Genomic DNA, 12774 nt, shown 5'->3' with positions numbered 1-12774 from the left:
CCAAGCCCTTAGCGTTGGTGATTGGTGGAGGCAGACGGGATCGAACCGACGACCCCCTGCTTGCAAAGCAGGTGCTCTCCCAGCTGAGCTATGCCCCCATGAGTACAGATTCCTCAGGTACCTACCATCAGACAAGACATTGGTGGGTCTGGTTGGATTCGAACCAACGACCCCCGCCTTATCAAGACGGTGCTCTAACCGACTGAGCTACAGACCCCTGAGTCTGTCTTTAATTTACAGCCGATAAGCGTGAGCGCTCAACTTTGCGAGAAGCTCTGGAAAGGAGGTGATCCAGCCGCACCTTCCGATACGGCTACCTTGTTACGACTTCACCCCAGTCATGAATCCTACCGTGGTGACCGTCCTCCTTGCGGTTAGACTAGCCACTTCTGGTAAAACCCACTCCCATGGTGTGACGGGCGGTGTGTACAAGACCCGGGAACGTATTCACCGCGGCATGCTGATCCGCGATTACTAGCGATTCCAGCTTCATGCACTCGAGTTGCAGAGTGCAATCCGGACTACGATCGGTTTTCTGGGATTAGCTCCCCCTCGCGGGTTGGCAACCCTCTGTTCCGACCATTGTATGACGTGTGAAGCCCTACCCATAAGGGCCATGAGGACTTGACGTCATCCCCACCTTCCTCCGGTTTGTCACCGGCAGTCTCCTTAGAGTGCTCTTGCGTAGCAACTAAGGACAAGGGTTGCGCTCGTTGCGGGACTTAACCCAACATCTCACGACACGAGCTGACGACAGCCATGCAGCACCTGTGTATCGGTTCTCTTTCGAGCACTCCCGCCTCTCAGCAGGATTCCGACCATGTCAAGGGTAGGTAAGGTTTTTCGCGTTGCATCGAATTAATCCACATCATCCACCGCTTGTGCGGGTCCCCGTCAATTCCTTTGAGTTTTAATCTTGCGACCGTACTCCCCAGGCGGTCAACTTCACGCGTTAGCTACGTTACTAAGGAAATGAATCCCCAACAACTAGTTGACATCGTTTAGGGCGTGGACTACCAGGGTATCTAATCCTGTTTGCTCCCCACGCTTTCGTGCATGAGCGTCAGTATTGGCCCAGGGGGCTGCCTTCGCCATCGGTATTCCTCCACATCTCTACGCATTTCACTGCTACACGTGGAATTCTACCCCCCTCTGCCATACTCTAGCCTGCCAGTCACCAATGCAGTTCCCAGGTTGAGCCCGGGGATTTCACATCGGTCTTAGCAAACCGCCTGCGCACGCTTTACGCCCAGTAATTCCGATTAACGCTCGCACCCTACGTATTACCGCGGCTGCTGGCACGTAGTTAGCCGGTGCTTATTCTTCCGGTACCGTCATCCCCCGGCTATATTAGAACCAAGGATTTCTTTCCGGACAAAAGTGCTTTACAACCCGAAGGCCTTCTTCACACACGCGGCATTGCTGGATCAGGCTTTCGCCCATTGTCCAAAATTCCCCACTGCTGCCTCCCGTAGGAGTCTGGGCCGTGTCTCAGTCCCAGTGTGGCTGGTCGTCCTCTCAGACCAGCTACTGATCGTCGCCTTGGTAGGCCTTTACCCCACCAACTAGCTAATCAGCCATCGGCCAACCCTATAGCGCGAGGCCCGAAGGTCCCCCGCTTTCATCCGTAGATCGTATGCGGTATTAATCCGGCTTTCGCCGGGCTATCCCCCACTACAGGACATGTTCCGATGTATTACTCACCCGTTCGCCACTCGCCACCAGGTGCAAGCACCCGTGCTGCCGTTCGACTTGCATGTGTAAGGCATGCCGCCAGCGTTCAATCTGAGCCAGGATCAAACTCTTCAGTTTAAACCTGTTACTGTTTTCGGTTCGGTTAAGAACCGGTCGCTCACTCAAAGCTGACAGGAATATGAATTGCTTCATAAACCTGACTTACTTTAGTGTGAGACTCTTGATACTTTCGCTTTCTGATCCGAAGATCAGCTCGCTACCATCAAGCGCCCACACTTATCGGCTGTTAATTTTTAAAGAGCATTTCTGCAAGAAACCTGAAGTTTCTCAGCAGCGCTGCGTTTTCAGCAGCAGAGAAGCGAGATTATGAACCGTGTTTTGCAGATCGTCAACAACTTTTTAACTGCTTCGTTGCGACTGCGGGGTTCTTCTTCCTGCGCCAGCCGTGCGCCCAACCTGCTGCACACCACCGACTCCGCTTCCCCTCTTCCGCACCGCGTTTCCGTTAGCGCGAAAGAGGCGTGATTCTATGCACCCGCCCGCATCTCCGCAAGCCCCTTTGTGAAAATATTTTGAAAAAGCCACCGTGCGCTGGCGCGCACGGTGGCTCGGGGCTCGACGGGCCGGGCGCCACCGTTGACCTCCCGGCCGCCGGCAACGCTTCACCCTCTATATGGTAGGAGCGAGCGCGTCACTTGCCGCCCACGGCAGCCTGCAACTGCTCGACCGGCACTGCGTCGGCCATCGCCGTGTAACCGGCGTCGCTCGGATGAATGCCGTCGCCGCTGTCATATCGGCGCTGCAGCACGCTCGGGCGCGCCGGATCGCGCAGCACCGCATCGAAGTCGACCACGCCGTCGAACCCGCCGCCGCTCCGGATCCACCGGTTCACCTCGAGCCGGATCGCCTCGCGTCCGGCCGGCAGCCCGGCCGGCGTAAGCGTCGCGCCGAAGACCTTCACGCCCTGGCGGTGTGCCGCCTCGATCAGCCGGCGATAGCCGTCGATCAGCGACGCAGCCGTGACCTGCGTATGCGGATGGTCGCAATCGAGCCCCGCGCGCGGCGGCATCGCCGCGAAGTTGATGTCGTTGATCCCGATCAGCACGACCGCGGCCTTCACTCCCGCGCGCGACAGCGCATCGCGCTCGAACCGAGACGCCAGCGACGTGCCGTAGCACGCGGAATCGCTGAGCAGCCGATTCCCGCTGATGCCCAGATTCACGACGCCGATCGAATCGGCGCCCGACACCGTCAGCCGACGCGCCAGCGCGTCCGGCCAGCGGCGGTTCCGGTTCATGCTCGAACGCAGTCCGTCGGTGATCGAATCGCCGATCGCAGCTACGCTGGCATGCGCCGAACCGGCCTCGACGGCCAGCTCGGTCACCCATGCAAATTGGGTAAAACGGGTGCGGAACGCAGCGGCGCCGGGATCGTTCACGTGATCGCCCGGCGCAGAGACATAGTTGAACTGGTTCGACACGCGGTGCCAGACCGTCATCCGTTGATTCGGTCCCATCTGGACACTGATTGCATACGGTTGTCCCGCCGTCACGTCGATCGCAACCGGATCGCTTTCGAGCTCCTGGCCCGGTGCGAGCGTGACCGACGCCTTGCCGCCGAACCGGACCGGCACCACCGCGCCGCCGGCGAGCGCAGCGCCGTCGCCGGCGCGCGCGAGGCTCGCAGCCTCGACGACCAGCGGTGCGTGACCGTATGCATTGCTCACGCGAATCCGTGCTGCCCGCCCGGACACCGTCGGATAGACGATCTGGCGAACGGTCCGCCCGGCCACATCGGGTGCGCGATAGAGCGGCGGCGGTGCGGCAAGGTCGGGAATCGGCTGCAGCGCGGTCGCCCACGCGGCGACCCATCCTGCCGGCGCGGCCGAAGCCGCAAGCGGCGGCACGAAAACGGCCGCACCCAGCACGGCCGCGGCGAAACTGCTTCGGAATGACATCGGCAAAATCCTCATCGGAAAGCGGGCATTGTGCCGCAGAAGACGCGGGGCTCACGCACCGGACCGCGCTTGCGCCGCCCGATCGCGCCCCGACGTCCCTCGTTTACCCGAGTCTCGCCGCAATTCCGCAAGAAATTTATTAACCGACCGGTCGGTTGGTTTATACTTCGCACACATTCAACCGGACGAGAACCTCGCCATGTACACGCAATCCCTCGACATCCCCGGCAACGTCGCGCCGCTCGACGCCGCCGCCGAGTCGCCCGAGCAGGCGCGGTTCGATGCGGTGATGGCCGCGGACGGCAAGATCGAACCGCAAGACTGGATGCCCGACGCCTATCGCAAGACGCTGGTTCGCCAGATCTCGCAGCACGCGCATTCGGAAGTCGTCGGCATGCTGCCGGAAGGCAACTGGATCTCGCGCGCGCCGAGCCTGAAGCGCAAGGCGATCCTGCTCGCGAAGGTCCAGGACGAGGCCGGCCACGGCCTCTATCTTTATAGCGCGGCGGAAACCCTCGGCGTGTCGCGCGATTCGCTGATCGACGCGCTGCACGCAGGCAAGGCGAAATACTCGAGCATCTTCAACTACCCGACGCCGACCTGGGCCGACGTCGGCGTGATCGGCTGGCTCGTCGACGGCGCTGCGATCATGAACCAGATCCCGCTGTGCCGCTGCACGTACGGCCCGTACGCGCGCGCGATGATCCGCGTGTGCAAGGAAGAGTCGTTCCACCAGCGCCAGGGTTTCGACGCTCTGTTGTCGATGATGAAGGGCAGCGACGCACAGCGCGCGATGGTCCAGCAGGCCGTGAACCGCTGGTGGTGGCCGGTGCTGATGATGTTCGGCCCGAGCGACGCCGATTCGGTCCACAGCAGCCAGTCCGCGAAATGGGGCATCAAGCGGATCTCGAACGACGACCTGCGGCAGAAGTTCGTCGACGCGACGGTCGACCAGGCGAAGGTGCTCGGCGTCACGCTGCCCGATCCCGACCTGAAGTGGAACGACGCGCGCGGCCACCATGACTACGGCACGATCGACTGGGACGAATTCTGGCGCGTGGTCAACGGCGACGGCCCGTGCAACAAGGAACGCCTCGCGACCCGCGTGAAAGCGCACGAGGACGGCGCATGGGTGCGCGAAGCCGCGCTCGCGCACGAAGCGAAGCGCCGCGCGCGCGCCGAACAGCACGCCGCCTGAGCGGCAACCATCGAATTCAGGAATGAGGGAATCAGGAGAAAGTGATGAACAAGGAATGGCCGATCTGGGAAGTGTTCGTGCGCAGCAAGCAGGGCCTCGACCACAAGCATTGCGGCAGCCTGCACGCCGCCGACGCGTCGATGGCGCTGCGCATGGCGCGCGACGTCTACACGCGCCGCCAGGAAGGCGTGAGCATCTGGGTGGTGCCGTCGTCGGCGATCACCGCATCGGATCCGAACGAGAAGGCCGAACTGTTCGAGCCGGCGGGCGACAAGATCTACCGTCACCCGACGTTCTACACGCTGCCCGATGAAGTCAACCACATGTAACGCCCGCGCCATGACGATCACGCCCGAACACCTCTCCTACGTGCTGCGCCTCGCGGACAACGCGCTGATCCTCGGTCAGCGCAACGCCGAATGGTGCGGCCACGGCCCGATCCTCGAGGAAGATATCGCGCTCACCAACATGAGCCTCGACCTCATCGGCCAGGCGCGCATGTTGTATACGCACGCGGCCGAACTCGAGCGCCAGCTCACCGGCGCGACGAAGACGGAGGACGACTACGCGTACTTCCGTACCGAGCGCGAGTTCGCGAACTTCACGCTCGCCGAGCTGCCGCACTACGGCCCGGTTTCCGGCACCGCGCACGCCGACAAGGACTACGCGGTGACGATCGTGCGCAACTTCCTCTATGCGGCGCTGATGCTGCAGGTATGGACCGCGCTGGAAACATCGACCGACACGCAGCTCGCCGCGATCGCCGCGAAATCGGTGAAGGAAACCCGCTATCACGTGCAGCACGCACGCGAGTGGCTCGTTCGCCTCGGCGACGGCACCGACGAATCGCACCGTCGCGCGCAGGATGCGCTCGACTACCTGACCCCGTACACGCGCGAATTCTTCGCAGCCGATGCGATCGACGATGCGATTGCCGCACCGGGCATCGGCCCGGCACCGGCCGCGATCGAAGCCGCATGGCGCGCGGACGTGGACGATGCGCTCGCCGAGGCGACGCTCACGCTGCCGGCGCCCGTGATGCATGTGACGACCGGCAAGCAGGGCGAGCACTCGGAGCACATGGGTTATCTGCTCGCAGAAATGCAGAGCCTCGCGCGCCAGCACCCCGGCGCGACCTGGTAACCAGCCAACACCACGGAGCCCGACGATGTCCGTCCAGACCGCCGCCCCCGCCAACGCCGCGCCCGCCGCGCGTCACGACGATCCGCTGCTCGCCCGCGCATGGGACGTGCTGGAAACGGTGCCCGATCCGGAGATCCCGGTCGTGTCGATCCGCGAGCTCGGCATCCTGCGCGACGTCCGCCGCGCGGACGACGGCCTGCTCGAAGTCGTGATCACGCCGACCTACTCGGGCTGCCCGGCCATGTCGCAGATCGCGGAGGACGTCGCTGCCGCCCTGCAGGCGGCCGACCTCCCGCCGCACCGGATCGAAACGGTGCTCGCGCCCGCGTGGACGACCGACTGGATCACGCAGGAAGCGCGCGACAAGCTGCGCGCGTACGGCATCGCGCCGCCGGTCGGCCAGTGCGGCAGCACCGCGCCGCGGGAAAACGTCGTGCGTTTCGTGCCGCGGCCCGTCGCGGCGCCCGCGTGCCCGCGCTGCGACTCCGCCCGCACCGAGCGTCTCGCGCAATTCGCGTCCACGGCCTGCAAGGCGCTGTATCGCTGCGTCGACTGCCGCGAACCCTTCGACTACTTCAAACCCTATTGAGATGAAACAGCCCCCACGCTCTCTTCGTTCGCTTGGGGGGGTGCAGCCCCCCCATTCCCCGGAAGCAGATCCGTCGCGCGAGGCGGCCCGGCAGGGGTCGTCGTCGACCCCGCAATTTCATCCGCTGCGTATCCGCGACGTGCGGCCCGAGACCGCCGACGCCGTTACCGTCTCCTTCGACGTGCCGCCGGAGTTGCGCGACGCGTACCGCTTCACGCAGGGCCAGTTCGTCACGCTGAAGACCCACATCGACGGCGAGGAAACGCGCCGCTCATATTCGATCTGCGTCGGCACGACGGACTACGACCGCGACGGCGAACTGCGCATCGGCATCAAGCGCGTGCGCGGCGGCCGTTTCTCGAACTTCGCGTTCGACACGCTGAAGCCGGGCCATACGATCGACGTGATGACGCCGGACGGCCGCTTCTTCACGCACCTGAATGCCGACCATGGCAAGCAGTACATCGCGTTTTCCGGCGGCTCGGGGATCACGCCCGTGCTCGCGATCGTGAAGACGACGCTCGAACTCGAGCCGCGCAGCACGTTCACGCTGATCTACGGCAACCGCAGCGTCGACGCGATCATGTTTGCGGAGGAGCTCGAGGACCTGAAGAACCGCTACATGAACCGCTTCGTCCTCTATCACGTGCTGTCGGACGACCAGCAGGACGTCGAGCTGTTCAACGGCGTGCTCGACCAGGCGAAATGCGCGGAATTCCTCGCTACGCTGATGCCGGCCGACGCGATCGACGAGGCGTTCATCTGCGGCCCCGCGCCGATGATGGACGCGGCCGAAGCGGCGCTGAAGGAAGCTGGCGTGCCGCAGGCGAAGGTGCATGTCGAGCGCTTCGGCACGCCGCTGCCGCAAGCCGGCGCGCCGGTCGTCGAGATCACCGACCAGACGCCGGCCGCCGACCTGGAAATCGTGCTCGACGGCAAGAAGCGCAAGCTGCGCCTGCCGTACGAAGGCGTGAGCCTGCTCGATGTCGGCCTGCGCGCGGGCCTCGCGCTGCCTTACGCGTGCAAGGGCGGCGTGTGCTGCACGTGCCGCGCGAAGGTGATCGAAGGCGAAGTGCGGATGGAGAAGAACTACACGCTAGAGGAGCACGAAGTGAAGGACGGTTTCGTGCTCACGTGCCAGTGCCACCCGGTCAGCGACAAGGTCGTCGTGAGCTACGACGAACGTTGAGCGGCGTCGCGTCGCGGCGCCGGACGGTTTCTCGTCGTCACACATCTCGCTTACACTAGGGGCCGCCGGCCGGCTGGACATCGCAACGTCCACCCGGCCGGCGGTTTTCTTTTGTTGACGACAGGCCGATGAGTACCATTCATGTGATTCAGGGCGGCACCGCCGCCGCGTCGCTGCGCGAGGCACTCGTGCAAGCCGGACGCGACGAGCGCGTCGTCGGATTGCTCGACGATCTCGGCGTCGGGCCGCTCAAGGGCGCCGACGAGACGCCCGACACGCGTGCTGCCTTCTGGCAGCACGTGCTCGGCGACCAGATTCCCGACTGGAACGCGGAAATCGAAGACGAATTCGCTCGCCTCGACCAGCTCGCGACGGAGTCGGGCCAGGTGGTCGTCTGGCACGCGCCGAGCGTCGGCGACAAGCTGCTGCTGCGCCGCGTCGCCTATCACCTGCGCAATGTCCCGCAGCGCCTGAACGAGGTGCGACTGTCGGCCGCCGATCTCGACACGGCGCAGCGCACGTCGCTGTCGCGCACCGACCAGGCGTGCTCGACCGGGATGTTCTCGCCCGCGGAACTCGCGCGGAAACGGCCGGTGGCCGCGCCGATCTCGGTGCTGCGCATCGGCCGCCTCGCGCTCGAATGGCAGGAGGCGAAGCACCTGAACGCCGAACTTCGCTATTGGGTCAGCAACACGATCAAGAGCGGCTACTACGCCGATCTCGACGCGCTGATCGTCGCACGCACGGAAACCGACTGGCTGCCCGCGCGGCGCCTCGTCGGCGGCATCATGGCCGACGCCGACCGCGGCGGCCTGTTCGTCAGCGACTCGATCGCCTGGTGGCGCTGCCGCGAACTCGCGGCGGCCGGCCGACTCGAGCTGCAGGATGATGCGCCCGCCGCCCTCTCCTCCACGCAGGTGCGCGCGGCCCGCGCGGCCACCACGCACCGCTAATCTTCCGCATTCGACCATGGCCCGTACCCGAGCGCCCGACCACGAATCCCAGCGCGAGCAGATCCTCGATCTCGCCGCCGAGAAATTCGCGCAGACGAGCTACCCGAGCACGTCGATGTCCGATCTCGCGACCGCGAGCGGCACGTCGAAGGCACGCCTCTATCACTATTACGAGAGCAAGGAAGCGATCCTGTTCGACCTGCTCGACCGCTACACGAAGCGGCTGATGCTGATCATCGCCGAGGTGGAAGGGGCGAGCCAGCGGCGCGGCCTCACCGAGCGCGACGCGTTCGCCGAGCTCGTGCGCGCGTTCCTCGCCGAATACGAGACGTCGCACAGCCGTCATGTCGCGCTGCTCAACGATGTGAAGTATCTCGAGGACGCACAGCGCGAGATCGTGCTCGACCGCCAGCGCGATATCGTCGCCGCGTTCACGCGGCAGCTCGCGCGTGCATACCCTGACCGCATCTCGAAGGAAAACCAGACATCCGTGACGATGATGGTGTTCGGGATGATCAACTGGACGTTCACGTGGCTGAAGCCGGGCGGCCGTCTCGGCTACCGCGACTTCGCCGAGCAGGTGATCGACCTGATCGAACGCGGACTGTCGACGGCGACCTGATTGCCGCACAGCAGCAAGCGTTGCACGACGGGCACACTGCGACCGCCCGTCGCGCGTTTCATATGATGAATTTTAAATTTGTTAAAAATCAAATAGATACGAGATTAACTAAGCGGATTTAGAATTCATCCTCCAGCATAAATAAGGTTAAATACGGGTTTTCCCCAATCCGGGGGCTGACGGTCGGGTAAAATGCTGTTGCGTTGCACAACCCGCTGTACGGTCACACTTGAGGAACCCACGATGAACACGCAATTGAACGGCAATGCCGATGTCGTCGGCACCGCCGGTAGTGCGCCGGTTCTCGTCAGGGAACTGGCTTCCAAAGACCGCGAGCAAATGCTCACCCACTTTCTCTCGCTCGGCGAAGAGGACCGCCTGCTGCGCTTCGGCCAGATGGTGCCCGACCACGTGATCGAGAACTATGTCCGCACGATGGACTTCGGTCGCGACACCGTGTTCGGCGTGTTCGACCACGAACTCGAACTGATCGGCGTCGGCCACCTGGCTTACCTGCCGGTCGAGGGCGACAAGCGCACGGCCGAATTCGGCGTGTCGGTGCTTGAAAGCGCACGCGGCCGCGGCGTCGGCTCGAAGCTGTTCGAGCGCGCGGCGATCCGCAGCCGCAACACGCGCGTGACGATGCTGTACATGCACTGCCTGTCGCGTAACGCGACGATGATGCACATCGCGAAGAAGTCCGGGATGCGGATCGAGTACGCGTACGGCGAAGCCGATGCGTACCTGTCGCTGCCGCCGGCCGACCACTCGACGATCATCGCCGAGATGCTGCAGGAACAGGCGGCGGTGTTCGACTACGCGCTCAAGCGCCAGGCGCACCGCACGTCGAAGTTCATCGAATCGCTGATGCCCGCCGCGCTGACGGCGTAACATCGGCCGACCGGGCCGCGCCTGCCGCGCGCCCGGCCCCCTTTCCCCCTCCTCCCGCCGCCGGGGTGCACTAGCGCACCGAACGAATCGGCAACGCCGTCGTCTCCTTGAAGCATTCGAGTGAAAAGCTCGTCTTCACGTCGATGACCGACGGGTGATGCAGCAAATGCTCCTGCACGAAGCGGGAGAAATGCGCCATGTCCTCGACCTGCACGCGCAGCAGGTAATCCATGTCTCCCGTCATCGCGTGGCACGCGACCACTTCCGGCCACGTTTGCACGGCCGCGCGAAACAGCTCCGCATGGGTCGCACCCGCGCGCGCCGACGTCTCGTCGACCCGGACCGGCGCCACGCCGCCGCGCTTCTCGAGCCGCACGCTCACATACGCGAGCAGGTCGAGCCCGAGCTTCTGCGGATCCAGCAGCGCGACATAGCCGGTGATCACGCCAATCTCCTCGAGCCGCCGGATCCGCCGCAGGCACGGGCTCGGCGACAGGTTCACGCGCTCGGCGATCTCCTGGTTCGACAGGCGCCCGTTCTCCTGAAGAATCGCGAGAATCCGCCGGTCGATGGCATCCAATTCGGTTTGCGCCATCTTATGCCCTCCAATGATTATTTAGAGACTGGAAATTGCGCCATCGTAGGACCGGGCGATTAAGTTCGCAAGTTTCCGCTCGCGACCGCCCGCTACACTCTGTCGCATGTACCGATTCGTTGCGCACGCCGACGCGTGCGCCGCCTTCGACATCGAACCGGGCCGGACACGCGCACGTCGCGCCGGCCCATCGCCCCGCACAGGAGACACGACATGCAGATCCCCAACTGGGACAACCCCGTCGGCACCGACGGCTTCGAATTCATCGAATACACGGCACCGGACCCGAAAGCGCTCGGACAACTGTTCGAACGGATGGGTTTCACTGCGATCGCGCGCCACCGCCACAAGGACGTGACGGTCTACCGCCAGGGCGACATCAACTTCATCATCAACGCCGAACCCGATTCGTTCGCACAACGCTTCGCGCGCCTGCATGGCCCGTCGATCTGTGCGATCGCGTTTCGCGTACAGGACGCCGCGAAGGCATACAAGCACGCGCTGGAACTCGGCGCATGGGGCTTCGACAACAAGACGGGCCCGATGGAGCTGAACATCCCGGCGATCAAGGGCATCGGCGATTCGCTGATCTACTTCGTCGACCGCTGGCGCGGCAAGAACGGCGCGCAGCCGGGCTCGATCGGCGACATCAGCATCTATGACGTCGACTTCGAGCCGATCGCCGGCGCGAACCCGAACCCGGTCGGTCACGGCCTCACCTACATCGACCACCTGACGCACAACGTGCATCGCGGCCGCATGCAGGAGTGGGCCGAGTTCTACGAACGCCTGTTCAACTTCCGCGAAGTGCGCTACTTCGACATCGAAGGCAAGGTGACGGGCGTGAAGTCGAAGGCGATGACGTCGCCGTGCGGCAAGATCCGCATCCCGATCAACGAGGAAGGCTCGGACACGGCCGGCCAGATCCAGGAATACCTCGACGCGTACCACGGCGAAGGCATCCAGCACATCGCGCTCGGCACGAACGACATCTACGGCGCGGTCGACGGGCTGCGCGGCAAGGAAGTGAAGCTGCTCGACACGATCGACACGTATTACGAGCTGGTCGACCGCCGCGTGCCGAACCACGGCGAATCGCTGGACGAGCTGAAGAAGCGCAAGATCCTGATCGACGGCGCGCGCGACGACCTGCTGCTGCAGATCTTCACCGAGAACCAGATCGGGCCGATCTTCTTCGAGATCATCCAGCGCAAGGGCAACCAGGGCTTCGGTGAAGGCAACTTCAAGGCGCTGTTCGAATCGATCGAGCTCGACCAGATCCGCCGCGGCGTCGTGCAGGACAAGGCCTGACGCGTCCGGCTCTCGGCGGCCCGGGGCAACCGGGCCGGCCGCACGTGCCGGCGGCACAAAGAAAAAGGGCGGGAATCCTCGGATTCCCGCCCTTTTTGCATTCCGGCGCGGCCAGCAAGCCGCGCGACCGGATCAACGCGCGTTCGCCTTCGACTCGACGACGCGCTCGGCCGCCGGCTGCGCGACGGCATCCTGGGCCGGCACGATCTGACGCATCTGCGCGCCGGCTGCCGCCAGTGCGCTCGCGCCTTGCGCGCGCACCGGGCCGGTCATCGCGAAAAACGCGGCGGACACGATCAGGAAACTCTGGATATGACGTGTGTTCATTGCACCTCCTGTAAGACTGCCGGCGCCTCCCCGATTGCGTCGAAACGAACCAACGCAGCCGGGCACCTCCGGCAGGCCGACAAGATTAACGGCATTTGCCCGCAGATCGCGCCGGCTTTACATGCATTTACATGATGTAACGCATCATCCCGCCCTTTTCCCTGGTGCGCTGCCGCATTTCGACCGGCGGGTGGCGGGTTTGCCCCAGTGCTACCATCGCTTAAAACCGGCCAATATGCCGGCCACTGCCGACGCGTTCACAAGACGCCGGAGCAGTCGAGTTTTGGTGATCCCAAACTGGGTG

At 63.9% G+C, this 12774-nt stretch carries 12 protein-coding genes, 2 tRNA genes and 1 rRNA gene; 9 read left to right on the top strand and 6 right to left on the bottom strand.

Annotated features, from left to right (window positions below):
* Positions 1-22: 22 nt before the first annotated feature.
* From R9B84_RS01535 to R9B84_RS01520, 4 genes are all read right to left on the bottom strand, one after another.
* Positions 23-98: transfer RNA gene (locus R9B84_RS01535), tRNA-Ala, on the bottom strand.
* A 42-nt stretch (positions 99-140) separates the two neighbouring features.
* A tRNA-Ile gene (locus R9B84_RS01530) sits at positions 141-217 on the bottom strand.
* Between the two features lie 62 nt (positions 218-279).
* A 16S ribosomal RNA gene (locus R9B84_RS01525) occupies positions 280-1812 on the bottom strand.
* Between the two features lie 574 nt (positions 1813-2386).
* Positions 2387-3652 (bottom strand): SGNH/GDSL hydrolase family protein, encoded by a 1266-nt coding sequence (locus R9B84_RS01520; RefSeq protein ID WP_423758996.1) that lies wholly within the window; start codon positions 3650-3652, stop codon positions 2387-2389.
* A gap of 199 nt (positions 3653-3851) precedes the next feature.
* On the opposite strand from R9B84_RS01520, the gene paaA reads away from it, so the two are divergent.
* The 8 genes from paaA (at position 3852) to R9B84_RS01480 (ending at position 10237) form a co-directional block, all read left to right on the top strand.
* Positions 3852-4850 carry a 1,2-phenylacetyl-CoA epoxidase subunit PaaA gene (gene paaA, locus R9B84_RS01515; protein WP_047899576.1) on the top strand — a complete coding sequence of 333 codons (999 nt, stop codon included), beginning with the start codon at positions 3852-3854 and terminating at the stop codon, positions 4848-4850.
* 44 nt (positions 4851-4894) lie between these two features.
* Positions 4895-5179: a 1,2-phenylacetyl-CoA epoxidase subunit PaaB gene (paaB, locus tag R9B84_RS01510; RefSeq protein WP_010092957.1), complete on the top strand. Its 285-nt coding sequence runs from the start codon at positions 4895-4897 to the stop codon at positions 5177-5179.
* Positions 5180-5189: 10 nt separating this feature from the next.
* Complete coding sequence (gene paaC, locus R9B84_RS01505; protein WP_423758995.1) at positions 5190-5993, top strand: 1,2-phenylacetyl-CoA epoxidase subunit PaaC; 804 nt, start codon at positions 5190-5192, stop codon at positions 5991-5993.
* A gap of 25 nt (positions 5994-6018) precedes the next feature.
* Positions 6019-6582, top strand: a complete 564-nt coding sequence (paaD, locus tag R9B84_RS01500; RefSeq protein WP_423758994.1) for a 1,2-phenylacetyl-CoA epoxidase subunit PaaD — start codon at positions 6019-6021, stop codon at positions 6580-6582.
* A 124-nt stretch (positions 6583-6706) separates the two neighbouring features.
* Positions 6707-7771, top strand: a complete 1065-nt coding sequence (gene paaE, locus R9B84_RS01495; RefSeq protein ID WP_423759942.1) for a 1,2-phenylacetyl-CoA epoxidase subunit PaaE — start codon at positions 6707-6709, stop codon at positions 7769-7771.
* A 128-nt stretch (positions 7772-7899) separates the two neighbouring features.
* Positions 7900-8724, top strand: a complete 825-nt coding sequence (locus R9B84_RS01490; protein ID WP_423758993.1) for a DUF1835 domain-containing protein — start codon at positions 7900-7902, stop codon at positions 8722-8724.
* A 16-nt stretch (positions 8725-8740) separates the two neighbouring features.
* Entirely contained in the window at positions 8741-9346 is a 606-nt protein-coding gene (locus R9B84_RS01485; RefSeq protein WP_065498720.1) for a TetR/AcrR family transcriptional regulator, read from the top strand.
* A gap of 243 nt (positions 9347-9589) precedes the next feature.
* Complete coding sequence (locus R9B84_RS01480) at positions 9590-10237, top strand: GNAT family N-acetyltransferase (protein WP_423758992.1); 648 nt, start codon at positions 9590-9592, stop codon at positions 10235-10237.
* Positions 10238-10307: 70 nt separating this feature from the next.
* On the opposite strand, the gene R9B84_RS01475 is transcribed toward R9B84_RS01480, so the two are convergent.
* Positions 10308-10832: an Lrp/AsnC family transcriptional regulator gene (locus R9B84_RS01475; protein ID WP_423758991.1), complete on the bottom strand. Its 525-nt coding sequence runs from the start codon at positions 10830-10832 to the stop codon at positions 10308-10310.
* Between the two features lie 213 nt (positions 10833-11045).
* Here R9B84_RS01475 and hppD point away from each other — a divergent pair, with 213 nt between their 5' ends.
* A complete protein-coding gene (gene hppD, locus R9B84_RS01470; protein ID WP_072443206.1) occupies positions 11046-12143 on the top strand; it encodes a 4-hydroxyphenylpyruvate dioxygenase in 1098 nt (365 codons plus the stop codon).
* Positions 12144-12275: 132 nt separating this feature from the next.
* Here the strand turns inward: hppD and R9B84_RS01465 are convergent, their stop codons facing one another.
* Positions 12276-12470, bottom strand: a complete 195-nt coding sequence (locus R9B84_RS01465) for a hypothetical protein (RefSeq protein ID WP_174421958.1) — start codon at positions 12468-12470, stop codon at positions 12276-12278.
* Between the last annotated feature and the right edge of the window lie 304 nt (positions 12471-12774).

The sequence above is a fragment of the Burkholderia sp. NLJ2 genome (assembly GCF_049487195.1).
Classification (GTDB): Bacteria; Pseudomonadota; Gammaproteobacteria; order Burkholderiales; family Burkholderiaceae; genus Burkholderia; species Burkholderia pyrrocinia.
The sequence above is the reverse complement of the archived record's forward strand: the minus strand, read 5'-3'. Positions and strand labels throughout refer to the sequence as shown.

Coding starts and splice junctions, on each gene's coding strand:
- R9B84_RS01520 (WP_423758996.1), bottom strand. CDS start 3,652: ATGTCATTCCGAAGCAGTTTCGCCGCGGCCGTGCTGGGTGCGGCCGTT.
- paaA (WP_047899576.1), top strand. CDS start 3,852: ATGTACACGCAATCCCTCGACATCCCCGGCAACGTCGCGCCGCTCGAC.
- paaB (WP_010092957.1), top strand. CDS start 4,895: ATGAACAAGGAATGGCCGATCTGGGAAGTGTTCGTGCGCAGCAAGCAG.
- paaC (WP_423758995.1), top strand. CDS start 5,190: ATGACGATCACGCCCGAACACCTCTCCTACGTGCTGCGCCTCGCGGAC.
- paaD (WP_423758994.1), top strand. CDS start 6,019: ATGTCCGTCCAGACCGCCGCCCCCGCCAACGCCGCGCCCGCCGCGCGT.
- R9B84_RS01490 (WP_423758993.1), top strand. CDS start 7,900: ATGAGTACCATTCATGTGATTCAGGGCGGCACCGCCGCCGCGTCGCTG.
- R9B84_RS01485 (WP_065498720.1), top strand. CDS start 8,741: ATGGCCCGTACCCGAGCGCCCGACCACGAATCCCAGCGCGAGCAGATC.
- R9B84_RS01480 (WP_423758992.1), top strand. CDS start 9,590: ATGAACACGCAATTGAACGGCAATGCCGATGTCGTCGGCACCGCCGGT.
- R9B84_RS01475 (WP_423758991.1), bottom strand. CDS start 10,832: ATGGCGCAAACCGAATTGGATGCCATCGACCGGCGGATTCTCGCGATT.
- hppD (WP_072443206.1), top strand. CDS start 11,046: ATGCAGATCCCCAACTGGGACAACCCCGTCGGCACCGACGGCTTCGAA.
- R9B84_RS01465 (WP_174421958.1), bottom strand. CDS start 12,470: ATGAACACACGTCATATCCAGAGTTTCCTGATCGTGTCCGCCGCGTTT.